Raw genomic sequence first — 22,279 nt, forward strand, 5'->3', positions numbered from 1 at the left:
ACGCCTAGACTTCAACTCATGCGCAGCGCCGCTCGCCTCCTGTTCATTGCTTTCCTCCTGGTCGCCGCGTGCAGCGGGGACGAGCCGGTCGCCGGACCGACGCCGGCCCCCTCGACGGCGACCCCCACGCCGTCCGGCCCGGCCGCGAGTCCGAGCGCACGGACGCCCCGGTTCCAGGAGTACCGCGTCCCCGCCGGCTCGCATCCACACGACGTCGCGCCGGCCCCCGACGGCACGGTGTGGTACACGGGACAGAACGTCGGCGAGCTCGGCCGGCTCGACCCGGCCAGCGGGAAGGTCGACCGCATCGAGCTGGGGGCCGGCTCGCGGCCGCACGGCGTCATCGTCGGACCGGACGGCGCGCCGTGGATCACCGATAGCGGGCTGAACGCGATCGTGCGCGTCGACCCCGCCACCGAGAAGGTCACGGTCTTCCGTCTGCCCGACTCGGCGTCCGACGCCAACCTGAATACGGCGACGTTCGATGCGAACGGCGTCCTTTGGTTCACCGGTCAGGCCGGCATCTACGGCCGCCTCGACCCGGCGACGAAAGCCATGAAGGTCTTCGACGCGCCGCGCGGGCGCGGTCCGTACGGGATCGCGACCACGCCGGCCGGCGACGTCTACTACGCGTCGCTCGCGGGAAGCTACGTCGGGAAGATCGACGTGGCGACCGGGAAGGTGACCGTGCTCGAGCCGCCGACCAAGGGTCAAGGCGCGCGACGTGTCTGGTCGGACTCCGATGGACTGATCTGGGTGGCCGAGTGGAACGCCGAGCGGCTCGGCATGTACGACCCGGTCGGCAAGGAGTGGCGCGAGTGGAAGCTCCCCGGGAGCGGACCGATGCCGTACGCGATCTACGTGGACGACCGCGACATCGTCTGGCTCACCGACTTCGGCTCGAACGCCTTCGTCCGCTTCGACCCTGCAACGGAGAAGTTCACGACGTTCAAGCTGCCGAGTGCCGGTTCCTCGGTGCGCCAGCTCCTGGGACGGCCGGGCGAGGTGTGGGGCGCGGAGTCCGGTAACGACAAGCTCGTCGTGCTCAGGACCTAGAGCGAGGCGGATACCATCGCGAGCCGCTCGAGGCTCTTCTCCATCTTGCGGGCCACCTCGCGGTTGCCCGCGTAGCGCCTCACGAGGCCGCGAACGTGCCCGGCAGGCTCCTGCTGCGAGACCAGGCGCACCAGCGTGCCACCGCCTTCCGCCTCCAGCCACACGGAGAAGATCGTCTCCGAAGCGAACCGGGGCGCCGGCTTGCCGTTCAGGCGTTCGGCCTCGTGCTTCCATGAAAGCAGGCGGCCGGGCTCGTACGCGGTCACGACCTGATCGATCTCGGACCGCTTCGCTCCCCACCGTCCGGCGATGCGCTGGCGGCGACCGATCCCGGCGCCTTCGAGAACCTCTGCCCGCTCGCAGAAGGCGAACCACATCGGCATGCGCCGGACGTCCTCGACGATCGCCCAAACCGCGTCCGGCCGGGCAGGGACCACCGCTTCTCGCTCGATCTCGATCACGCGCCCTCCCGGTCGTCGTCTTGTCACGATAGTCCCATCGAAAGCGGCCTTCCCGGAAGCTCCCCGAACCCGGACGGTCCGCCGGCCGTATCCTTGGCCGGGGATCAATGGAGCCGCAAGTGTTCGCCCTCGATGGGGAAGCCGGGGTCCGCGCCGCGTACCGGGCGCACGGCGCCGAGCTCTTCGGGTTCGCGCTGCGCGCGCTGAGGGATCCGGGGCTCGCCGAGGAGGCCGTGCAGGAGACGTTCCTGCGGGCGTGGCGAGCCGCCGATCGGTTCGACCCCGAGATCGCACCGCTGCGCGCCTGGCTGTACTCGATCATCCGCAACGTGGTGGTCGACCTCACCAGAGCGCGCGCGGCACGGCCGCAGATCGTGCAAAGCCCGACGGTGGTCGACCTCCGCGAGTCGGAGGGCGACCCGTTCGACCGGGCACTCGTCGCGTGGCAGGTCGAGGAGGCGCTGCGCAAGCTCGGCGAGGACCACCGGCGCGTGCTGATCGAGACGTACTACCGGGCCAGGCCGTACGCGGAGGTCGCGGCGGAGCTGGGGATCCCCGAGGGGACCGTAAAGAGCCGCGTGTACTACGCGCTGCGAGCGCTGCGGCTCACGCTGGAGGAGATGGGGTGGCAGGGATGACGACCGAAGGGTGCCGGCCGTGGCGGGAATCGCTCGGCGCATACGCGCTCGGCCATCTTCCGACGGACGAACGTACCGCTCTCGAGGCGCACGTCGACGGGTGTGCGGCGTGCGACGCGGAGCTCCGGGAGCTGCGGCCGGTCGCCGAGGCGTTGCCGGCGGCTGATCCCGCCCACCTGGGCGCGCGTCCGGCTCCGCCGGCCGACCTGGGCGAGCGCGTCGCGGCGAGGATCCGCGCCGAGCACAGCTCGCGCGTGCGGCGCCGCTGGAAGATCGCAGTTGCGGGCGTCGCGGCCGCGGCAGTGCTCGTCGCGACGACGCTGACGGTGTCGGCGGTGCTCCGTGAGGACCGCCCCGACTACGAGGTGTTCCGGTTCCCGGTGCTGCCCGCCGGCGTGGAGGCGAAGGCCTACCTGTACCCGCCCAAGGAGGGGACGCCGGGCGTCGAGGTGTGGCTCGAAGTGGACGGCCTGGAGCCGGGCGCCCGATACGCGGTCTGGGTCGAGCGGCGTTCGACCGGCGAACGCGTCGGATGCGGGACCTTCCGCGCGGTGGACGGCGCCGCGCACATCGTCCTGCCTTCTGAGGTCGACCGCGGCGACACCGGAGCCGTCGGCGTCAGCACCGCCGAAGGCGAGTTCGTGATGATCGCTCCCGTCACGTAGCCTTCGTCTGGATGGATCTTCGCTACACCGACGAGCAGGAAGCGTTCCGGGCCGAGGTTCGCGCCTGGCTCCGCGCACACGTTCCCAAGGAGCGTCTGCCGACCGTCGGCACCCGCGAAGGCTTCGACGCGCATCGCGCCTGGGAGCAGGAGCTCGGCCGCGCCGGGTACGGAGCTCTCCACTGGCCCGTGGAGTACGGCGGCCGCGGCGCCGACGTCGTGATGACGGCGATCTTCGAGGAGGAGTACGCGATCATCGAGGGTCCCCCGCGCATCACCGTTCTGGGACGCAACCTCATGGGCCCCACGCTGATGGTCCACGGGACGCCCGAGCAGAAGGACCGGTGGCTGTCGCGGATCCTGTCCGCCGACGACATCTGGTCGCAGGGTTTCTCCGAGCCCGACGCAGGAAGTGACCTCGCCGGGCTGAAGACGCGCGCCGTTCGCGACGGCGAAGACTTCATCGTCGACGGACAGAAGATCTGGACCTCGTACGGAACGTTCTCCGACTGGATCTTCGCCCTCGTCCGGACCGATCCGGAAGCGCCACGCCACGCCGGCATCACGTTCCTCGCGATCGACATGCGCTCCCCCGGCGTCGAGGCCCGGCCGCTGGTGCAGGTCGACGGCCGCGCCGGCTTCGCCGAGGTTTTCTTCACCGACGTTCGCGTGCCTGCGACGCAGGTGATCGGCGAGGTCAACCGCGGCTGGGACGTCGCGATGGCGACCCTCGGCTTCGAGCGCGACGCCCCGTCCGCGCCCGCCGGCCGCTTCGAGCGCGACGTCGCCGAGCTGGGCTCGATCGCGCGGGCGCTGGGCCGCGATTCCGACGCAGGCGTCCGGGACACCATCGGGTCGCTGTACGCGCAGGCACTCGCGTACCGGTGGCACACGATGCGCACGCTCACCCGGCTCGCGCGCGGCGAGCGGATCGGGCCCGAAGGCTCCGTGACGAAGGTGCTCTGGTCCGAGCTCGAGCGCGACACGTTCGCCGCCGGACGCGAGCTGCTCGGGCCGTACGGCGAGGTACTCTCGGACGAGGCCCCGCAGACGGACCCGCTCCGCTGGCATTCGAAGTACTGGTTCTCGCGGGCCGCGACGATCTACGCCGGGACCAGCGAGATACAGCGCAACATCATCGCCGAGCGCGTGCTCGGCCTCCCTCGGAAGTAGCCGCCGTGGATTTCGATTTCTCTCCCGAGCAGCTGGCCGTCCGCGACCTCGCGCGGGAGCTCTTCGAGAAGGAGTCGCCGCCGTCACGTCTGCGCGAGCTCTGGAGCGGTGCCGAGCGGGATCGATCGGTCTGGAAGGCGCTCGGCCAGGCGGGCCTGCTCGAGATCACGGACCCGGTCGACCTTGTGCTGGTGCTCGAGGAAGCGGGGCGCGCAGCGCTGCCCGAACCGATCGCGGAGACACTCGCGATCGCGGCGCCGGTCCTCGCCGAAGCCGGGAGCGATTGGGTCCCGCGCGTCGCGTCGGGTGAGGCGATCGTGGCCGTCCAGCTCGGCGGCGCGCCGTTCGTCGTCGACGCCGGCGACGCGGATCTGCTGCTGCTGGAGCGCGACGGCGAGCTCCACGCGCTTCCTCACGATGCGTTCACGGCGACCCCGGTCCAGTCCGACGACAAGGCTCGTCGTCTTTACGCGGTGAACGCGCACACCGGATCCGAGACGCGGATCGCGGGCGATGCCGGCGTCGCGCTCGATCGCGGAGCGGCAGCCGTGGCGGCGGTCCTCAACGGGATCTCGATGCGCATGCTCGAAATGACGCTGGAGCACGTCAAGACCCGAGAGCAGTTCGGGAAGCCGGTCGGCTCGTTCCAGGCGGTGAAGCACAAGCTGGCGAGCGCGCACGTGCGTGTGGAATCCGCGCGCGCGGCGGCCTGGTACGCCGCGTTCGCGATCGGAGCCGGGCTGCCCGACCGCTCGCTCGCGGCGTCGGTCGCCAAGGTCGTCGCCGCCGAGGCCGAGGCCATCGCGAACGCTGAAGCGCTGCAGTGCCACGGCGGGATCGGTTTCACCTGGGAGCACGACCTGCACATGTGGATGAAGCGGGGGAAAGCGCTGGAAGCGTCCTTCGGCACCGCTGCCGAGCATCGCGCGCGCGTCGCGGCTCACGTTCTTTCGGAGCAGGCCGATGCCTGAGGCGCCTCCGTACCCGCCGGGCCGCTCGCTGCTCGAGGGCAAGACCGTGCTCGTCACCGCGGCCGCAGGAGCGGGCATCGGGTTCGCGACCGCGAAACGCTGCCTCGAGGAGGGCGCCCGCGTGGTCCTCTCCGACAAGCACGAGCGGCGTCTGGTGGAGGCGTCCGATCGGCTGGCCGAACTCGGACGGGTCGCCTGCTCGATCCCTTGCGATGTCACATCACAGGACGATGTCGACCGGTTGTTCCGCGGAGCCATCGAGGCGACCGGCGGGCTCGACGTCGTCGTGAACAACGCCGGGCTCGGCGGTACGAAGGACATCGCCGAGATGACCGACGACGAATGGGCCGTCGTGATCGACATCTCTTTGAACGGAACCTTCCGGTGCACGCGAGCGGCGCTGCAGCACATGATCCCTCGGGGCGGCGGCGTGATCGTGAACCTCGGGTCGATCCTCGGCTGGCGAGCGCAGGCCGGACAGGGGCACTACGCGGCCGCGAAGGCCGGCGTCATGGCACTGACCCGAGCCGCCGCTATGGAGGCAGCGCCGCACAACGTCCGCGTGAACTGCGTGGCGCCCTCGTTCGCGGAGACGCCGTTCCTGTCGAAAGTGGTCGCGGAGGAGACGCTGGCCGAGCTCCGCGCCCGCGAGGCGTTCGGCCGGGCGGCCGAGCCGTGGGAGGTCGCCAACGTGATCGTCTTCCTCGCGAGCGACTACTCCTCGTACATGACCGGAGAGGTCGTCTCGGTCAGCGCGCAACACCCCTAGCGGCGACCATCCCTCGGGCGGTGACCTTCCAGCCGCCGCCCGCCCTGCTCTCGATCAGATCACGATCCTCGAGCCTGTGTCGCGGGCCGTGCATCCGCATCTCTTCCGTATCTCGCGGCATCCACCAATGCGGCGTCACAGCGGCGATCTCGACGAGCATGAAGCGCTCCGCTTCCTCGAGCTCCGCGATCTCCTCGTCGGAGACCTCGCTGACGAGCGCAGCCGTGCCCGTGAACCGAGGCGCAACGTGGACGCGTTCGAAGTCGCCGGGAACGTAGTCCTCGGGGATAGGCCCCAGATATGCGACCGCGCGCCCGAACCTGCTGATCACAACGCAGCGCCCGCTGCGCTCCACCTCGTCGAGCAACGCCGCCGCGTGGCGGCCCAACTCCCGACTCGTCACTCCTCGTGTTACGTCTCCCATGACTGCCTCCTGCGCGTGCCTGCCATGCCTGACGTGCCTGACATGGCAGGCATGTCAGGCTCAGGATCGAGAGTACGTCGCGGGTGTGACAGCTACGCGCCGCGCCGAGCTCGGGTTGAAAAACTAGAACGTGTTCTATAGGGTGAGGCGCATGGAATTCGGCATCTTCTTGCAGGGCCATGTGGCCGCGCGGAGCCTCGCCAAAGACCCCAACTTCGAGCACACCTCGCTCATGAACGACGTCGCGCTCGCGAAAGCCGCCGACGATTCGGGGTTCAAGTACATCTGGGTCTCCGAGCACCACTTCCTCGACGAATATTCGCACACGTCGGCGTCCGAGGTTTTCCTCGCCTACCTGGCCGGCGTCACGCAGCGGATCCACCTCGGCTCGGCGATCTGGAACATCTCCCCCGCCGTCAACCATCCCATCCGGGTGGCAGAGCGCGTGGCGATGATGGATCACGTCTCCGACGGCCGGTTCGAGTTCGGCGTCGGGCGCGGAGCCGGTTCGCACGAGGTGACCGGCTTCATGATCGAGAGCACCGACGCCACGAAAGCGATGTTCGAGGAGACGTTCAAGGAGTTCGCGAAGATGTGGCGCCAGAACGAGTACTCGTTCAAGGGCGACTACTTCGAGGTTCCCCCGCGCAATGTCCTGCCGAAGCCCTGGCGCAAGCCGCACCCACCGATCTGGCAGGCGGCCGGCAACCCGCCGACCTACGAGAAGGCCGCGCGGTCGGGCGTCGGCGCGATCGGGTTCAACTTCTCGGCGGCGAAGGCGATGGCGCCCGTGGTCGAGGCGTACAAGAAGGCGATCCCCCAAGCCGAGCCGATCGGGGACTACGTCAACGACAACGTGATGATCACGAACTCGGTCGTGTGCCTCGAGGACGGCCGAAAGGCGCGCGAGGTCGCCGCCGGGATGGGGAGCGGCCGCCTCCAGAGCCTCGTCTTCCGCTACCACGACACGTTCCCGAAGCCCGAGCACGTCCCGGCCTGGCCGAAGACGCTCCCCGAGCCCGACCTCGAGCAGGTCGAGTGGCGGGTCAAAGAGGGCTACATGCTCTGCGGTGACCCGGACGAGGTGCTCGAGCAGGTGCGCAAGTACGAGAGCGTGGGCTGCGACCAGGTCGTGTTCGGGCTACCGATCTCGATGCCGATCGAGGCCGCGATCGAAACGGTCCGTCTCTTCGGCAAGCACGTCATCCCGAAGCTCGACCCCGACCCGGTCCACCGCACCACGCGCTTCCGCGACGCAGCGGCCGGCGCCTAGCTCTACTTCGACGGCTTGATGTTCTGGTTGAACCGGAACAGGTTCTCCGGGTCGTACTGGGCCTTGATCTCCGCCAGCCGGTCGTAGTTCTCCTTGCCGTACGCGGCGACGATCCGGTCCTCGCCCTCGTTCCCGATGAAGTTCAGGTACACGCCCTCGGAAGCGAACGATCTCATGTCCTTATTGAAGCCGCGCGCCCAGTTCCTCCAGAAGTCATCGTCCGCCGCGTCCGGCCAAACCGCGAACGGGTGGGTGAGCCACGGCGTCTTGCGGCGCGCCATCGGGGTCTCGTCCGGGGATACCCGAGCGACCGCGCCACCCCACGGGAAGAAAGCCAGCTGCGAAGGCGACGGCTTCATCTGACGGCCGTACTCGACGAACTTGTCGATCGCCGCATCGGGGAACGAGTCGTGGTACGCGGCGGTCCAGTAGTTCCGGTGGCCCGGCGGATCGTCCAGCATCTTGTTGAACTCGGAATAGGGCGCCGGCATCACGAGCTCGACGTCGCGGCTTCCGAACTCGAGGATCGAAGCCATCACTTTCCTGCCTTCTTCGGGGTCGCCGAACCAAATGCCGAGCACGCCGGTCAAGATCGTGCCCTGAAGGTTTTCGGGGACGATCCCTTCCATGGGTGGGCCGGTCAGGAACACGCATCCGCCGCCCAGCTCGTCGGGAGCGTCCGCGGCGAAATCGCGGTAGTTGCGGATGACTTCCTCGGCCTTCTCGGGCGTGTACATCAGTAGCCCGACGAGGATCTCCGTCATGGGGTCCAGGCGGAACTCGAGCTGGGTAGCGACGCCGAAGTTGCCGCCGCCGCCGCGCAGCGCCCAGAACAGGTCGGGGTTCTCGTCGGCGCTCGCGCGAACCCGTGAGCCGTCCGCGGTGACGAGCTCGGCGGACACCAGCCGGTCACACGCCAGGCCCATCTTTCGCTCGGCCCAACCGGAGCCGCCGTTCAGGGTCAGACCGGCGACCCCCGTCGTCGAGACCCGGCCGCCGGTGGTTGCCAGGCCGTGCTCGGCGGTTGCCGCGTCCAGCTCGCCCCAGATCGCGCCGCCACCCACGCGCGCGACGCGCTTGTCGGGATCGACGACGACCTCGTTCAAGCCGCGGAGGTCGAGCAGGATCGCGTCGTCGGCGATCGACATGCCGGCCACACTGTGTCCGCCGTTGCGGACCGTGAGATCCACACCAGTGTCGCGCGCAAGGGCGATGACCGCGGCGACGTCGTCGGCGTCCGTGGCTTTGGCGATCAGGGCCGGCTTGCGATCGATCATCGAGTTGAAGATGGCCCGGCTGTCGTCGTACGCGGCGTCGCCCGGGACGACCGTGGTGCCTTTGAACTTCTTGCCGAAGGCCTTGAGCGCTGCAGCGTCGATCGCCATCGAGATCCCCTCCTCAGAGCATCGTCCGGAGCGCCTTGCGGTCGATCTTTCCGACCGGCGTCAGCGGGACGGCCGGCACGATGTTCACCACCCGCGGGTACTTGTAGCCACCGATCTTGCCCTTGGTGAAGGCGATCAGCTCCTCCGGCGTCACCTCCGCCCCCGGGTTCAGCGAAACGAACGCGACGACCTCCTCGCCGAGCTTGGGGTCCTTGCGCCCGACGACCCCGGCGAGCGCGACCGCCGGGTGCTCGAGGAGGCAATCCTCGACGTCGCGGGGGAAGACGTTGAAGCCGCCCCGGATGATCAGGTCCTTCTTGCGGTCGACGATCTTCAGATAGCCGTCCTCGTCGAACGTGCCGATGTCTCCGGTGTAGAGCCAGCCGTCCTTCAGGGTCGAGGCCGTCGCCTCGGGCGCCTTCCAGTAGCCCTGCATGACCCCGGGCGAGCGCGTCGTCACCTCACCGGGCTCGCCCGGCGCCGACGGGGACCCGTCGTCGTTGCGCAGCACGACCTCGTAGCCGGGGATCACCTTGCCGACGGTCCCGAGCTTGGGGGCGTCGGGCGGATTCACCGAGATCACCGCGCCCGACTCCGTGCAGCCGTATCCCTCGCAGATCTTGACACCCGGGACGCGCCGCAGGAACTCCGCCGCGATCTCGGGAGCGAGCGGGGCCGCGCCGGAGGTTAGGTATCGCAGGGACGACAGGTCGTACTCCTCGAGCGGCTGGCCGAGCAGGATCTGGATCATCGACGGCACGACCGTCCCGCGCTGCACCTTCATGTCCTGGCTGAGACGCAGCCACTCGACCGGATCGAACCACTTCATCAAGATGCCCTCGCCGGGCTCCACGCTGTGCAGCGAGACGACGCTCACGATGAGCCCGAACGAGTGCGACAGCGGCAGCGGCACGAGCACGCGCGCGACGCCGGGGACGAACGAGGCCTCGTTGGCGGACTTCCCGCAGTACCAGAGGTTCTCGTGCGAGAGCATCACACCTTTGGCGCGCCCGGTCGTGCCTCCCGTGTACATCAGCGCCGCGAGATCGGAGTCGTCGCGGAGCACGATCTCGCCGGGCGCGGCGTCCTCGAGGGATCCCAATGAGATCACGCCGTCCTGCTCGGGCCCGAGCGAGATGATCCACTTCAGCGTCGAGACGCCCTCGGCGGCTTTGCGCACGTTGTCGAGGAACTCGGGGGTCGTGACGATCGCGGTGGCTTCCGAGTCCTCGAGGATCCGCCGGACCTCGTCGGGCGGGAGAAGGAAGATCAGCGGGGTAATCGCGGCGCCGGCGCTCCATAGCCCGCCGTAGACGATCCCGACCTCGGGACAGTTCGCCATGAGGACGGCCACCCGATCGCCGGGCGCGATCCCGAGCTCCCTGAAGCCGGTGCTGAGCTTTCGGGAGCGCTCGAAGAACTCGCCGGAGCGGTACCACTTGCCCTCGAAGAACAGCGACTCGCGATCGCCGTGCCGCTCGAACGACTGCTCGCCGAGACGCGCCAGATTGTGTTCGCCCTTGGCCATGTGCGACCGCCCTCCCCTTGATCGAGGTAGGGACAGGCTACAGAGCGATGCGCTCCCGGTGCCATGCGGCGGTGCCCCAGGCATGCGCGAGCGCCGTCGCCTTGTTGAGCCACAGATGCAGATCGTGCTCGTGGGTGTAGCCGATCGCGCCGTGCACCTGGAGCGACGCGCGACACGCGTTCATCGCCGCGTCGGACGCATAAGACTTAGCCATCGAGACGTACCGCGAGCGCTGCTCGTCGCCGGTCGCGACCGACCAGGCAGCCCGATACACGAGCGGCCGGGCGAACTCGAGCCCGAGCAGCGCGTCGGCGAGCAGGTGCTTGACCGCCTGGAACGAGCCGATCGGCTTGCCGAACTGGTGACGCTCCTTCGCGTACGTCGCACCCAACTCGATGACGCGGGCGGCGATCCCGCACAGGACGGCCGCAGCCGCGAGGGCTCCCCGGTCGAACGCCGCGTCGTCGATCCCGGCGCCGTCGAATGCGAACAGGCGCCGGGTGGCGTCGATCGACGGGAGCCGCTCGAGGTGCAGATCGCTCGGCAGGACCGGGCCGTTCGGGGTCAGGATCAGGTCCGCGACATGCGCGTCGGCCAGCGTCACGCCGCTCATCGCGACGGTCAGGATCGCGTCGCCCGCCGCCACCCGCGGCAGCCACTCCCGGGCGAGATCGCCCCCGATCGCGCGCAGCATCGGAACGCCGACGGCGGCCGTCTCGAGCAGCGGTTCGGGCAGCGCGGCACGCCCCGCCTCTTCCAGCAGGAGCACGAGGTCGATCTCCTCTCCGCCGAGGCCGCCGAATTCCTCGGGCACGGTGAGCCCGACAACGCCGAGCCCGGCGAGGCCCTTCCACAGCTTCGGCGAGCGGCCGGTCGGATCCGTCGTCATCGCGCGCACGTGCTCGGGCGGACACTCCTTCGCCAGGAAGTCGCGAACGGCGCGCTGGAACGCGCGCTGCTCGTCGGTGAACGTGAAGCGCATCGCCCTCAGCCTCGGGGGAGGCCGAGCACGCGCTCGGCGACGATGTTGCGCTGGATCTCGTTCGTGCCGGCGTAGATCGGCCCGGCGAGCGAGAACAGGAACCCGTCGGTCCACGGCCCGGCCAACTCGGCTTCCTCGCCGAGCACGGACAACGCGGTTCGATGCATGCGCTGATCCATCTCGGACCAGAAGATCTTGTTCAGGCTCGTCTCGGCGCCGACCTCGCCGCCGGCCAGGAAATGCGAGACGGTCCAGTAGGTGTGCAGCCGGTACGCCTCGGTGTCGGTGACCGCGCGGGAAACCTCGTCGCGTAGGGACGCCGGGAGCGCAGCCGCGCGGGACCTATACAGCTTCACGAGCCGGGCGGCGGTCGCCATGAAACGGCCCGGCGAGCGGAGCACCACGCCGCGCTCGAACCCGGTCGTCGACATCGCGATCTTCCAGCCCTCGCCGCGCCCGCCGAGCGTGTTGGCAACCGGAACCTGCACGTCGTCGAGGAAGACTTCCGCGAAGCCCGCCTCGCCGTCGAGCTGCGCGATCGGACGGACCGTGACGCCGGGCGCGTCGAGCGGCACGAGGAGGTAGGACAGCCCGCGATGCCGTTCCGAGCCGGGCTCGGTCCGGAAGATGCCGAACATCCAGTCGGCGAACGCTCCGCGCGAGCACCACGTCTTCTGCCCGCTCAGAACCCACTCGTCCCCGTCGAGCGTCGCGCGCGAGGTCAGCGACGCCAGGTCGCTCCCCGAGTTCGGCTCCGACCAGCCTTGGCACCAGACCTCGTCGGACCGCGCGATCTTCGGCAGGTACCGCGCCTTCTGCTCGGGCGTCCCAAACTCGAGCAGCACCGGCCCGAGCAAGAAGATCCCGTTCTGATTCACGCGGCCCGGCGCGCCGGAGCCCCAGTACTCCTCCTCGAAGATCAGCCATTCGATGAGCCCGGCGCCGCGACCGCCGTACTCCTCGGGCCAGTTGACGACCGCCCAACCGGCGTCGGCGAGGCGTCGCTCCCACTCGCGGTGCGCTTCGAAGCCTTCGGCGGTGTCGAACGACGGCAGTGGCTCGCGCGGGACGTTCGCAGAAAGCCAGGCGCGCGCCTCCGAGCGGAAGGCGTCCTGGGCCGGGGTGAAGGAAAGGTCCACGGGAGGCTAGAGTGTATCTGACGGGTCGTCAGATACCTTCGGGCGTCCGCTCGACCGGCGCCTCTACTCGGTCGTATGGTTGGAAGGGCACGGGCGACCGAGGGAGGCGCAGATCATGGCCTACACCATCAAGGGCGAGTACGTCGTCACCTGCAACTGCAATCTGATCTGTCCCTGCGGTGTCGACGGAACACCTACGTCGAAGGACGGCCAATGCCACGGCGGGCAGGTGCTCCATGTCGCCGAGGGGACCAAGGATGGCGTCGACCTCGCCGGCGTCGACATCGGCTGGGTGTACCACATCCCCGGCAACGTAACGGGGGGAAATTGGACCATGGTGCTCGTTCTCGACCCGAGCGTCTCCGACGAGCAAGTGAAAGCGGTCGAAGACATCATCCAGGGCAAGGACGGCGGACCGTTCGCAGACTTCGCGCCGCTGATCGGCACCTTCAAACCGACAGAACGCGCCCCAGTCTCGTTCACCGGCGGTAAAGAAGCGAAGGGCTCGATCGGTTCGAGCTCATTGGGCTTCACGCCCGTCCTCGGTGCGGACGGGAACCCGACGACCATCAAGAACGCGATGTTCGGATTCGCGCCCGAGTACGAGATCGGCAAGGGATCCGGCTCGGTCACGGCCGGGGGCATCTCGTACGACGCGATCTACGGCGAGCACGCGGCCTTCGAGTTCGCCAGCTAGGACGACGCCACAGCGTTACCCCGCGCTAGCATCTCCGGGCGCTCGACCGGGGAGGCTGTCATGACGTATCGCGTCATCCAATGGAGCACGGGGAACGTCGGCCGTTACGCGCTTCGCGGGATCATCAACCATCCAGAGCTCGATCTCGTCGGGCTCTGGGTGCACTCCGAGAAGAAGGCCGGCATGGATGCCGGCGAGCTGGCCGGCGTTGGGCCCGTCGGCGTCATCGCGACCAACGACGCCGAGGCGCTCCTCGCGCTCGACGCCGACGTCGTCGTCTACAACGCGACCGGCGACCTCCGTCCGCACGAGGCGGTCGAGGACACCGTCCGCATCCTCGATTCCGGCAAGAACGTCGTCGGAACGGCTTTGGTCCCGATGGTCTACCCGCCGAGCGCGCCCGAGCAGATGCGCGACCCGATCCAGGAGGCGTGCCTGCGGAACAACGTGTCGTGCTTCACGTCGGGCATCGACCCCGGCGTCGCGAACGACCTGCTGCCGCTCGTGATCACGGGGCTCGCCGAGCGGATCGACTCGGTGCGCGTGCAGGAGATCCTCAACTACGCGACCTACGACCAGCCCGAGGTGCTCTTCCACACTATGGGCTTCGCGAAGCCGCTCGATCACACGCCCATCCTTCTCCTGCCTGGCGTGCTGTCGCTCGCGTGGGGCTGCATCGTCAACGTCATCGCCGCCGGACTCGGCGTCGAGCTCGACGAGATCCGCGAGGTCGTCGTCGAGAAGGTCCCCGCGCCCGAGACGTTCGAGGTCCCCTCGGGAACCGTCGAGAAGGGCACGATGGCGGGATTGCGGTTCGAGATCCAAGGCATCGTCGGCGGCGAGGTGCGCATCGTCGTCGAGCACATCACCCGCCTGCGCGAGGACATCGCGCCGCACTGGCCGCCGCCGCCGGGCAAAGGCGGCTACAAGGTGCGCCTCGAGGGGTCGCCGACGATCACGCTGACCCTCGAGATGGAAGGCGACGGCGGCGACGAGAACTCGGGCGGATTGATCGTGACGGCCACGCGGCTGCTGAACTCGATCCCGGCCGTCGTGAACGCGCCGCCGGGCGTCCTGAGCGCCCTCGATCTGCCGCTGATCACGGGCAAAGGCTTGATGCGCTGACCACCGGTCCCCGCCGCTTAGTGCGGATGATGGATCTTGAGCGGCGAATGCCGCGCGATCATGTCGAAGTCGCGGTCGTTGTGGAGGATCTCCGCTCCGGCGCGGATCGCTGGGACGGCGACGAGACAGTCGGTCATCCCCCGCAACGTCTCCCCTGCCCGGCGGCACGACTGGAAGATGTATGCCGCGGCTTCGAAGTCGGCGAGGCCCGCAAGCGTGAGCATGGGGAGGTTGACGAGCCGCTCGCGGAGCACGCCCCGAGGAGGTCCCGGTTCCGCGCCTGCGAGAAGCTCCATCACGACGATCTCGGTGACCGCCACCTGCACGTCGCGCGCAAACAAGCGCTCGAGTGCACGCCCAGCCGGGTGATCCGTGCCGCGAAGATGTTCGATCCACGCGGAGCTGTCGGCGACGATCACTTCTTAGGGTGTGCTCGGCCGCGGATCTCGTCCAGGTCCCCCGGCCAGCCCATCCCTTGCAAGTCGAGCATGTCGCGCGGTCGGTACCGGCGTTTCCCGACGAGCGATTCCAGCGCGAACTGAACGGCCGCCCGCTTGGTCGGCAGGTCGTAGAGCTTCATGACCTTGGCCACCAGCTCATCGTCGATCACGATGTTCGTTCGCCCCATGATCTGCATGATACACCTCGATACACATCGCCCTTCCTGGTAGGCGAGCCTATGGCCCTGGATCATGGAGTCCAGAGCAGCAACCAGCGCGATCGGTTGAAATCTGACGGGTCGTCAGAAAGAATGACGACGTGCCCGAAGCCCCTTCCATCACCCCGGCTCCTGCCGTCGACGGCTGGTTCACCACCGGCGCCGATCCGCACCTGATCGGCGTCCGCTGTCCGGCCTGCGGGACGTACGCGTTCCCGCCCGAGATCTTCTCCTGCCCGAACCCGCGGTGCGGGTCCTCGGACCTCGAGCGCGTGGCGCTGTCGCGTCGAGGCCGGGTCTGGTCGTTCTCGGTCAACCACTACGCCGCTCCCCCGCCGGCGCTATCCCCCGAGCCGTTCGAGCCGTACGCGGTCGCCGCGGTCGAGCTGCCCGAGGAGCGGATAGTTGTGCTCGGTCGCGTGGCCGACGGCGTCGCCTTGGATGAGCTCCAGATCGGCTCCGAGATGGAGATCGTCGTCGAGCCGATCATCCCGGGCGCCGACGAGCTCGTCTGGAAATGGAAGCCGGTGGGAGCTTGAGCGCGGGTCGCGTCGCGGTCGCCGGCGTTGGGATGCACCCCTGGGGCAAGTGGGGGAACAACTTCGTCTCGTACGGCGTCGTCGCGGCGCGCGCGGCGCTGGCAGACGCGGGCATCGAGTGGACCGACGTCCAGTTCATCGCGGGCGGCGAGACGGTGCGCAACGGCTACCCCGGCTACGTCGCCGGGGCGACCTTCGCGCAGGCGCTCGGCTGGTCGGGCGCGCAGGTCGCGACCTGCTACGCCGCGTGCGCATCGGGCGCGCAGGCGATCGACGTCGCGCGAGCGCGGATCCTTGCGGGGCTGTGCGACGTCGCATTGGTGGTCGGATCGGACACCACGCCCCGAGGCTTCCTCGCGCCGTCGGGCGGCGAGCGGCGGACGGATCTCGACTGGCTGCGGTTCCGTCTCGTCGGGGCCACCAACCCGACGTACTTCGCGCTGTACGCGCGCCGGCGCATGGAGCTATACGGCGAGACCGAGGCCGACTGGGCGCAAGTGAAGGTCAAGAACGCGCGGCATGGGTTGAACAACCCGAACGCCCGCTACCGCAAGGAGGTCTCTGCGGACGAGGTGCTCGCGAGCGCGATGGTCTCCGACCCGCTGCGGCTGCTTCAGATCTGCACGACCTCCGACGGCGCCGCGGCCGTGGTCCTCACATCGCTCGAGTACGCGAAGCGGCACGGGGTCCCAGACCCGGTCAAGGTCGCGGCCGTGTCGACGGTCACGCCGACCTACCCGCAGACGGCCATCGAGATGCCGTATCTATCGACCGACTCGGCGGCCGCCGTCGCGCCTCCCGAACGCCTGTTCCGCGACGCGATCGCCCACGCGGCGCTGGAAGAAGCGGGTATCGGGCCCGAGGATCTCTCGCTCGCGGAAGTTTATGACCTATCCACGGCGTTGGAACTTGATTGGTACGAGAACATCGGCCTGTGCAAGGAGGGCGAGGCTGCGCGGCTGCTGCACGACGGCGACACGACGCTCGGCGGGCGCGTGCCGGTGAACCCGAGCGGCGGTCTGGCATGCTTCGGCGAGGCGGTTCCCGCACAGGCGATCGCGCAGGTGTGCGAGGTGACCTGGCAGCTTCGCGGGCAGGCCGAGGGCAGACAGGTGGCGAATGCAAACGTGGGACTGACCATCAACCAGGGGCTGTTCGGACACGGCTCCTCCGTGATCTGTGTGAGGTGAGCGATGGCTGAGGCATACATCATCGACGCGGCGCGTACGGCGGTCGGCAAGCGCGGCGGCGCGCTCTCGAAGGTGCACCCCGCCGACCTGGGCGCACACATCCTGAAAGCGATCGTCGAGCGCAGCGGCGTGGACCCGAACACGGTCGACGACGTCATCTTCGGCTGCATCGACCAGGTCGGCCCGCAGGCCGGCGACATCGCGCGCACCTCTTGGCTCGCGGCCGGGTTCCCCGAGGACGTGCCCGGCGTCACGATCGACCGCCAATGCGGCTCCTCGCAGCAGGCGGTTCACTTCGCGGCACAGGCCGTGATGAGCGGGACGATGGACGTCGTGATCGCCGGCGGTGTCCAGAACATGTCGCTGATCCCGATCGGCTCGGCCGGACGCGTCGGCAAGGACATGGAGCTCCCACACACCTTCCACGGGTCCGAGGGATGGGTGAAGCGCTACAACACCGAACCCGTCAGCCAGTTCTACGCCGCCGAGAAGATCGCGGAGAAGTGGAACATCAGCCGCCGGGACATGGAAGAGTTCGCGCTCGAGTCGCACACCCGGGCTCGCCGCGCGCAGGCCGAAGGACGGTTCGACCGCGAGATCGTGCCGTTCGGCGAGTTCACGGTGGACGAGGGCCCGCGCGACACCTCGCTCGAGAAGATGGCTTCGCTGGATCTACTGCCCGGCGCGAAGACGCTGACCGCGGCGGTCTCGTCGCCGACCAACGACGCGGCGTCGGCGGTCCTCATCGCGAACGAGGCGGCGGTCAAGCGGAACGGCTGGACGCCGCGCGCGCGCGTCCACTTCCTCGGCGTCCGCGGCGCCGATCCGATCTACATGCTCACCGCGCCGATCAACGCGACGTTCCACGCGCTCGAGAAGACCGGCATGTCGCTCGACGACATCGACCTGGTCGAGATCAACGAGGCGTTCGCGCCGGTCGTGCTCGCGTGGCAGAAGGAGACGGGGGCCGACCTGGGTCGCGTCAACGTGAACGGCGGCGCGATCGCGCTGGGTCACCCGATCGGCGCGACCGGGACGCGACTGATGACGACGCTGCTGCACGAGCTCGAGCGGTCGGGCGGCCGCTACGGGCTCCAGACGATGTGCGAGGGCGGCGGCCAGGCGAACGCCACGATCATCGAACGCCTCTAGCGCGATGCCGGCCGTTCCCGCGCGCGTCTCGTTCGTCACGATCGGCGCGCACGACCTGGCCGCGCTGCGCGCCTTCTACGCGGGGCTGGGCTGGCGTGAGGCGATCTCGACCGATGGCTTCGCGGCGTTCGAGACCGGTGGAGCGATCCTCGGGCTCTTCCCGATCGAGGAGCTGATCACCGACGCGAAGCTCGAGGTCTCGACGGAGCGCCCGGCATTTCGCGGCGTGACGCTGGCGATCAACGTGGAGTCGGCCGAGCGGGTCGACGAGACGCTCGACAACGCCCGGGACGCCGGCGCGATGATCCTGAAGGAGGGGACGACCGCCGAATGGGGCGGCCGTTCGGGTTACTTCGCCGACCCCGAGGGCAACATCTGGGAGGTCGCGTGGATGCCGGGCTCGTGGTTCGACCCGAACGGCGGGCTCGTCCTGCCGGAACCTGAGCCCTCGGGGTGAGCGTCGTCCCAATGGTGACTGTCATGACAGACATGTCTGTCATGTCTGTCACCTTCGTGGGACGGCTCAGGCGCGGTCGGCGGCCTTCAGCAGCTCATCGAGGGATCCATGCAGGCCGTCGGTGATCCGGTGAACATCGGGGAGCAGCGACGTGCACGAGATCGCTGCGAAGTTCATCTGGTCGATGTAGCTCCACACGGTGACGTTCAAGCCTATGCCCTCGAGGATCGGACCGACCGAGTAGAGCGCCGCGAGCTTCGCCCCGGCGATGTACAGAGGGGCGCGCGGCCCGGGCACGTTCGAGACGACCAGGTTGATCGGCGGCCGATGCTTCGCCGCCAGCCCGCGGCGCGAGTAGGTACGCATGAACCAGTTGAACGGCCGAGGCGGCGCATACTCGAGCCAGCTCGCCATCGTGTCGGCACCCAGGATGTTCTGCACGATCTTCGCTTCCTTCGTGATCTCGTGGATCGCGCGCAAGCGTTCGACGGGGTCGGCGATGTCGGTACACAGCGAGGTGAACATGTTCGAGACCTTGTTTCCACCCAGCCGCGCCACGTCGTCGGGCTTGTCGGTGGCGACCGGAACGCCGGCGATCAAGGGCCGGTCGAGCCTCTCGCCGCGCTCCGCGAGGTAGCGCCGCACCGAGCTGCCGACGACGTCGAGGACGACGTCGTTGAGCGTGACGTCGAACGCGGTCTTGACCCGCTTGAAGTCGTCGAGAGCGAGCGAGGTCGTCGCGAAGGCGCGGCTCGCAGAGAGTGGCCCGTTGAACGAGGTTCTCGGCGCGTCGCGGATCGGGCGGGGCGGCCGGATCGTGGTCTGCTCGCGGTGACGCGCGAGGGCCTTCGCGCCGGCGCGAGTGCGCTTATACAGGGCAGGAACCAGTCGCAACGCCGCTCGCTTGTCGCTCCGGCCGGAGCGCGCAAGCGCTCGCGCGTCGGGGATCGGCTCGCCGCTCCACGGCTCGGCTGGAGGCTCCGGGTCGGCCGGCTCAGGGTCGACGCTGAGCACGTTCGCGAGAAGGGCGGCCGCGGCAACGCCGTCGGCGGCCGCGTGGTGGATCTTCGCGACGAACGCGACGTGGCCGTCCTCCAGTCCCTCGAGCGCCCACAGCTCCCAGAGCGGCTTGTCGCGGTCGAGTTGCGAGCTCGCGATCTTCCCGATGATCGCATCCATCTCCCGCGCGCCGCCGGGGGCCGGAACCGTCGTGCGCTTGAGATGCTTGTCGAGCGAGAAGTTGGGATCCTCGATCCACACCGGGTGGTGGATGCCCCGGGGAAGATCCACGATCCGCCGGCGGAACGGTGGAAGCAGGTGAAGACGCTTGGCGAGCTCCTCGCGGAAGCGCTCGAACGAGTAACCGCCGGGGACGTTGACCGGATCGATGACGCCGATCTTGAGCGTGTGCATGTGGAGCGTGGGCGTCTCCATGTAGAGGAAGCCCGCGTCCAGACCCGTCATGCGCTCCACGAGCGTCAGTGTCACACAATGCCGGGCGCCGTGGAAAGGCCCGGGCGTTGAGCGTCGAAAGCTTGATCTCGCGCGCGCGCCGGGACGTTGACGAGGGTCTGGTTCCGTCGTGCCAACTCGCGCTCGCGCGCGGCGGCGAGCTCATCGCGTTCGAGACCATCGGCGAAGCGAGCGCCGCGAGCCGGTACACGATCTTCTCGGTGACCAAAGCGCTCGTCGCCGCCGCGGTATGGCGGCTCGTGGGCGACGGGAAGCTACGCTACGAGGAGCGCGTCGCGGACCTGGTCCCCGAGTTCGACGCGAACGGCAAACGCTCGGTCATCGTGGATCACCTGCTGCTCCACACGGCCGGGTTCCCTCGGGCCCCGATGCGGCCCGAGGAGGGTGCGGTGCGCGAGGGTCGCCTCGCGCGGTTCGCGACCTGGCGGCTCGACCGGGAGCCGGGGACCAGCACCGAGTATCACCCCACCGCCGCGCACTGGGTTCTCGCCGAGCTGATCGAATGCGTCTCGGGTCAAGACTTCCGAACGTTCGTGACCGCGACGGCCGACGGCGCATTGACGCTGGGCTCCGGCGATGCATTGGACCTGGAGATCGGCGGGGATCCGGCGGACATCGGGACCGTGGAGCGTGGTGACGGCGACACGCTCGTGATCCCAGAGATCAGCGGCGATCTCTTGCTCCGCTACAACGAGCCGGCCGTACGTGCCGCCGGGGTCCCGGGAGCCGGAGCGACCGGGACCGCCGCGGATGTCGCTCTGTTCTTCCAAACGTTGCTCCACAACCCGGGTGAGCAGTGGAACCCCGAGGTACTCGCCGACGGCACCGGCGTCGTTCGCAACGCGATGCCCGACCCGTACACGCGGGTCGCGGCGAACCGGACCCGAGGCGTCGTCCTGGCCGGCGGCGACGGGTTCGAGTCGCTGCGTGGGTTCGGGCCCGGCGTCTCGCCTCGGGCGTTCGCGAGCCCGGGGCTCGGCGGGCAGGTGGCGTGGGCCGACCCCGAGTCTGGACTGAGCTTCGCCTACCTCACGAACGGGCTCGACGCGGATCTGGTGCGCGCGTTCCGTCGCTCGATCTCGCTGTCGAAGCTCGCCGCGGCCGTTCGCTGAGGGTCTTCATGGAGAAGAGCAGGCTTTCGGCGGGCTGCCGGGGGGAAGGTTGGCGCCCGACACATCGAGATCCTCGCGGGGAAGAGCTAGCGTTCGGAATCTTCTCTTTCCGCATCGTCGTAAAGCGACTCGATACGACGATCGGGGACGAGCCACATCAGGGCGACGAACACGTAGAGGCCCACCGACACCCAGCGGCTCACGAACGCGAACGCGATCGCGACGGAATAGAGCAGCGGAGAGGCCTTCCCCTTGCGGTCTTTTCCCAGCGCCGCCTTGAGGGCCGAGTCCGGGCCGTGCGCGGAGAGGATCTGACCCTGAAGGATGTAGTACGCGATCGCGGACAGGAGCAGGACGATCCCGTAGGCAGCCACCGGCGCCGATGCGAACTCGTTCCCCATCCAGCCGGTGACGAACGGTGTCAGCGAGAGCCAGAAAAGCAAGTGGATGTTCGCCCACAAGATCCTTCCGTTCACGCGCTTCGTCGCTTGGATCAGATGATGATGGTTGCTCCAGTAGATGCCGAGGAACACGAAGCTCAGCGCGAACGTGAGGAACTCAGAGCGCATCTCTGTCAGCGCATTCCATCCCGCCTCATCCATCGGCGGGGTGAGCTCCAGCACCATGATCGTCATGATGATCGCGATGACCGCATCGCTGAACGCCTCGAGCCGGGCCGTCGTCATCAGAACGAAAGCATAGACCGAAGCGGCAATCCCAAGAAGCGCGCGGAGCGCTCCACCTCGGCACTGAGCGCGCTGCGGTCCTTGTAGGCGATGAAGTACTCGTCGCACGGGGGAAGCAGATGCACCAGGGGCTCCTTCAACAGCCGCCCCTACAACGCGAGCGCGAGCCGAAGCCCTGCGTCCACTTGGTCAACGACCCGCTTCGGAATCGACCGCACCTTCCTCGTGAGGAATCTCTTGTCGATCGTGATCACTTGGGAAACGTTCGCGACAGAAGTCTTCGGCAGACCACTCTCGCGTCGGCTGAGCAGCACGTTTCCGGGAGCTTCCGCGAGTCGCGTTGAGGAAGTCACGATGACCGCCAGGATCGTCTGGATGCGACTGCGATTGAATGCATCGGATTGGACGACGAGCACCGGCCTCGAGTACCCGGGCTCGGAGGCGCGAGGGTCTGGGAGCGTCGCCCACCAGATCTCGCCGCGGCGGATCACCACTCCCCGGGCTCCACCGAAGCACTCTGGAGCTGCGCGTCGCCAGGCTCCAGCTCGGACGCCGTTTCCGAGTACAGCGCGTCGAGCGCCGCGGTCACACCATCGTCTCGATGGTCGTCCACGAACCGCCCGAGTGCACGGGCGTAGAGCTCGCTCCGCGAGACACCCAGGCGTCGAGCCAAACGCTCGGCCGCGTCGAAGAGCTCGTCGCCGAGCGAGATCGCCGTCTTCATCGG

Annotated in this window: 27 protein-coding genes; 14 read left to right on the plus strand and 13 right to left on the minus strand. The window is 68.6% G+C overall.

What is annotated here, in order from left to right; all coding sequences use genetic code 11:
* Positions 1–18 precede the first annotated feature (18 nt).
* Positions 19–1,056: an SMP-30/gluconolactonase/LRE family protein gene (locus WEB06_09095; protein ID MEX2555775.1), complete on the plus strand. Its 1,038-nt coding sequence runs from the start codon at positions 19–21 to the stop codon at positions 1,054–1,056.
* On the opposite strand, the gene WEB06_09100 is transcribed toward WEB06_09095, so the two are convergent.
* Positions 1,053–1,517, minus strand: a complete 465-nt coding sequence (locus WEB06_09100) for an SRPBCC domain-containing protein (GenBank protein ID MEX2555776.1) — start codon at positions 1,515–1,517, stop codon at positions 1,053–1,055. The genes WEB06_09095 and WEB06_09100 overlap by 4 nt on opposite strands.
* A gap of 119 nt (positions 1,518–1,636) precedes the next feature.
* On the opposite strand from WEB06_09100, the gene WEB06_09105 reads away from it, so the two are divergent.
* The 5 genes from WEB06_09105 to WEB06_09125 are packed head-to-tail and all read left to right on the plus strand — an operon-like array spanning position 1,637 to position 5,732.
* Entirely contained in the window at positions 1,637–2,155 is a 519-nt protein-coding gene (locus tag WEB06_09105) for a sigma-70 family RNA polymerase sigma factor (GenBank protein ID MEX2555777.1), read from the plus strand.
* Positions 2,152–2,820: a zf-HC2 domain-containing protein gene (locus tag WEB06_09110; protein MEX2555778.1), complete on the plus strand. Its 669-nt coding sequence runs from the start codon at positions 2,152–2,154 to the stop codon at positions 2,818–2,820. The genes WEB06_09105 and WEB06_09110 overlap by 4 nt, the downstream gene beginning before the upstream one ends.
* Before the next feature lie 11 nt (positions 2,821–2,831).
* On the plus strand, positions 2,832–3,992 hold the full coding sequence (locus tag WEB06_09115) for an acyl-CoA dehydrogenase family protein (protein MEX2555779.1): 1,161 nt from the start codon (positions 2,832–2,834) through the stop codon (positions 3,990–3,992).
* Positions 3,993–3,997: 5 nt separating this feature from the next.
* On the plus strand, positions 3,998–4,963 hold the full coding sequence (locus WEB06_09120; GenBank protein MEX2555780.1) for an acyl-CoA dehydrogenase family protein: 966 nt from the start codon (positions 3,998–4,000) through the stop codon (positions 4,961–4,963).
* Positions 4,956–5,732 carry an SDR family oxidoreductase gene (locus tag WEB06_09125; protein MEX2555781.1) on the plus strand — a complete coding sequence of 259 codons (777 nt, stop codon included), beginning with the start codon at positions 4,956–4,958 and terminating at the stop codon, positions 5,730–5,732. The genes WEB06_09120 and WEB06_09125 overlap by 8 nt, the downstream gene beginning before the upstream one ends.
* On the opposite strand, the gene WEB06_09130 is transcribed toward WEB06_09125, so the two are convergent.
* A complete protein-coding gene (locus WEB06_09130) occupies positions 5,713–6,156 on the minus strand; it encodes a hypothetical protein (GenBank protein MEX2555782.1) in 444 nt (147 codons plus the stop codon). The two genes, WEB06_09125 and WEB06_09130, sit on opposite strands and share 20 nt — an antisense overlap.
* 151 nt (positions 6,157–6,307) lie before the next feature.
* Between WEB06_09130 and WEB06_09135 the strand changes: the two genes are divergently transcribed.
* A complete protein-coding gene (locus tag WEB06_09135) occupies positions 6,308–7,429 on the plus strand; it encodes an LLM class flavin-dependent oxidoreductase (GenBank protein ID MEX2555783.1) in 1,122 nt (373 codons plus the stop codon).
* Between the two features lie 2 nt (positions 7,430–7,431).
* Here WEB06_09135 and WEB06_09140 read toward each other — a convergent pair whose 3' ends face one another.
* The 4 genes from WEB06_09140 to WEB06_09155 are packed head-to-tail and all read right to left on the minus strand — an operon-like array spanning position 7,432 to position 12,463.
* Positions 7,432–8,814, minus strand: coding sequence for an FAD-binding oxidoreductase (locus WEB06_09140; protein MEX2555784.1), 1,383 nt, complete (start codon positions 8,812–8,814; stop codon positions 7,432–7,434).
* Positions 8,815–8,827: 13 nt separating this feature from the next.
* Entirely contained in the window at positions 8,828–10,342 is a 1,515-nt protein-coding gene (locus tag WEB06_09145) for an AMP-binding protein (GenBank protein ID MEX2555785.1), read from the minus strand.
* A gap of 37 nt (positions 10,343–10,379) precedes the next feature.
* On the minus strand, positions 10,380–11,324 hold the full coding sequence (locus WEB06_09150; GenBank protein MEX2555786.1) for an acyl-CoA dehydrogenase family protein: 945 nt from the start codon (positions 11,322–11,324) through the stop codon (positions 10,380–10,382).
* 5 nt (positions 11,325–11,329) lie between these two features.
* On the minus strand, positions 11,330–12,463 hold the full coding sequence (locus tag WEB06_09155; protein ID MEX2555787.1) for an acyl-CoA dehydrogenase family protein: 1,134 nt from the start codon (positions 12,461–12,463) through the stop codon (positions 11,330–11,332).
* Between the two features lie 115 nt (positions 12,464–12,578).
* Between WEB06_09155 and WEB06_09160 the strand changes: the two genes are divergently transcribed.
* Positions 12,579–13,160, plus strand: a complete 582-nt coding sequence (locus WEB06_09160) for a DUF1326 domain-containing protein (GenBank protein MEX2555788.1) — start codon at positions 12,579–12,581, stop codon at positions 13,158–13,160.
* A 60-nt stretch (positions 13,161–13,220) separates the two neighbouring features.
* Positions 13,221–14,285: a diacylglycerol kinase gene (locus WEB06_09165; GenBank protein ID MEX2555789.1), complete on the plus strand. Its 1,065-nt coding sequence runs from the start codon at positions 13,221–13,223 to the stop codon at positions 14,283–14,285.
* A gap of 17 nt (positions 14,286–14,302) precedes the next feature.
* Here the strand turns inward: WEB06_09165 and WEB06_09170 are convergent, their stop codons facing one another.
* Complete coding sequence (locus WEB06_09170) at positions 14,303–14,704, minus strand: PIN domain nuclease (GenBank protein MEX2555790.1); 402 nt, start codon at positions 14,702–14,704, stop codon at positions 14,303–14,305.
* Complete coding sequence (locus WEB06_09175) at positions 14,701–14,913, minus strand: type II toxin-antitoxin system VapB family antitoxin (protein ID MEX2555791.1); 213 nt, start codon at positions 14,911–14,913, stop codon at positions 14,701–14,703. Before WEB06_09175 ends, WEB06_09170 begins: the two co-directional genes overlap by 4 nt.
* Positions 14,914–15,044: 131 nt before the next feature.
* Between WEB06_09175 and WEB06_09180 the strand changes: the two genes are divergently transcribed.
* Genes WEB06_09180 through WEB06_09195 form a run of 4 tightly spaced genes read left to right on the plus strand, consistent with a single transcriptional unit; the run spans position 15,045 to position 18,281 of the window.
* Entirely contained in the window at positions 15,045–15,482 is a 438-nt protein-coding gene (locus WEB06_09180) for an OB-fold domain-containing protein (GenBank protein ID MEX2555792.1), read from the plus strand.
* Positions 15,461–16,672 (plus strand): lipid-transfer protein, encoded by a 1,212-nt coding sequence (locus WEB06_09185; protein MEX2555793.1) that lies wholly within the window; start codon positions 15,461–15,463, stop codon positions 16,670–16,672. Before WEB06_09180 ends, WEB06_09185 begins: the two co-directional genes overlap by 22 nt.
* Before the next feature lie 3 nt (positions 16,673–16,675).
* Complete coding sequence (locus tag WEB06_09190) at positions 16,676–17,824, plus strand: acetyl-CoA C-acetyltransferase (GenBank protein MEX2555794.1); 1,149 nt, start codon at positions 16,676–16,678, stop codon at positions 17,822–17,824.
* A gap of 4 nt (positions 17,825–17,828) precedes the next feature.
* Entirely contained in the window at positions 17,829–18,281 is a 453-nt protein-coding gene (locus WEB06_09195; protein ID MEX2555795.1) for a VOC family protein, read from the plus strand.
* Between the two features lie 66 nt (positions 18,282–18,347).
* On the opposite strand, the gene WEB06_09200 is transcribed toward WEB06_09195, so the two are convergent.
* Complete coding sequence (locus WEB06_09200; protein ID MEX2555796.1) at positions 18,348–19,745, minus strand: wax ester/triacylglycerol synthase family O-acyltransferase; 1,398 nt, start codon at positions 19,743–19,745, stop codon at positions 18,348–18,350.
* A 56-nt stretch (positions 19,746–19,801) separates the two neighbouring features.
* Between WEB06_09200 and WEB06_09205 the strand changes: the two genes are divergently transcribed.
* Positions 19,802–20,866, plus strand: a complete 1,065-nt coding sequence (locus WEB06_09205) for a serine hydrolase domain-containing protein (protein ID MEX2555797.1) — start codon at positions 19,802–19,804, stop codon at positions 20,864–20,866.
* Positions 20,867–20,952: 86 nt separating this feature from the next.
* Here the strand turns inward: WEB06_09205 and WEB06_09210 are convergent, their stop codons facing one another.
* Genes WEB06_09210 through WEB06_09225 form a run of 4 tightly spaced genes read right to left on the minus strand, consistent with a single transcriptional unit; the run spans position 20,953 to position 22,276 of the window.
* On the minus strand, positions 20,953–21,552 hold the full coding sequence (locus WEB06_09210; protein ID MEX2555798.1) for a TMEM175 family protein: 600 nt from the start codon (positions 21,550–21,552) through the stop codon (positions 20,953–20,955).
* Entirely contained in the window at positions 21,552–21,692 is a 141-nt protein-coding gene (locus WEB06_09215) for a hypothetical protein (protein ID MEX2555799.1), read from the minus strand. The genes WEB06_09210 and WEB06_09215 overlap by 1 nt, the downstream gene beginning before the upstream one ends.
* A gap of 9 nt (positions 21,693–21,701) precedes the next feature.
* Positions 21,702–22,040 carry a type II toxin-antitoxin system PemK/MazF family toxin gene (locus tag WEB06_09220; GenBank protein ID MEX2555800.1) on the minus strand — a complete coding sequence of 113 codons (339 nt, stop codon included), beginning with the start codon at positions 22,038–22,040 and terminating at the stop codon, positions 21,702–21,704.
* Positions 22,040–22,276: a CopG family transcriptional regulator gene (locus WEB06_09225; protein ID MEX2555801.1), complete on the minus strand. Its 237-nt coding sequence runs from the start codon at positions 22,274–22,276 to the stop codon at positions 22,040–22,042. The genes WEB06_09220 and WEB06_09225 overlap by 1 nt, the downstream gene beginning before the upstream one ends.
* Positions 22,277–22,279 lie beyond the last annotated feature (3 nt).

The sequence above is a fragment of the Actinomycetota bacterium genome (assembly GCA_040905475.1).
Taxonomy (GTDB): Bacteria; Actinomycetota; AC-67; order AC-67; family AC-67; genus DATFGK01.